Below are 508 nucleotides of genomic sequence, written 5' to 3'. Positions count from 1 at the left end.
GGAAGCAGCCCAGTAGTAGGTTGAGGCCGTTGAGCACCGCCGCCGCAAGGAATGGTGCATGCAAGGAGATGGCGCCCAACAGTCCCCCGGCCACGGGGCCTGCCACCATACCCACGCCGAAACAAGCGCTCATGAGCCCGAAGTGGCGAGCCCGATCTTCCCCATCGGTGATGTCGGCGATATAGGCGCCAGCAACCGCACCTGTGGCGCCGGTGATGCCGGCCACGATGCGTCCGGCGTAGAGGATCGAGATCTCGATCCCGCGAAATTAATACGACTCACTATAGGGGAATTGTGAGCGGATAACAATTCCCCTCTAGAAATAATTTTGTTTAACTTTAAGAAGGAGATATACCATGGGCAGCAGCCATCATCATCATCATCACAGCAGCGGCCTGGTGCCGCGCGGCAGCCATATGGCTAGCATGACTGGTGGACAGCAAATGGGTCGCGGATCCAACGATTACCTGCAGCGCAACGCGATCCGCGAGGACCTCGAAAGCTACCT

The 508-nt window shown here is 58.1% G+C and carries 1 pseudogene; it reads right to left on the bottom strand.

Annotated elements, in window-relative coordinates:
* A pseudogene (locus tag PYV61_RS26575) lies at positions 1 to 247 on the bottom strand (MFS transporter); the annotation flags it as partial.
* Between the last annotated feature and the right edge of the window lie 261 nt (positions 248 to 508).

This window comes from Roseisolibacter sp. H3M3-2 (genome assembly GCF_029211165.1).
GTDB lineage: Bacteria > Gemmatimonadota > Gemmatimonadetes > Gemmatimonadales > Gemmatimonadaceae > Roseisolibacter.
This window is presented reverse-complemented; position numbering and strand designations above follow the sequence as displayed.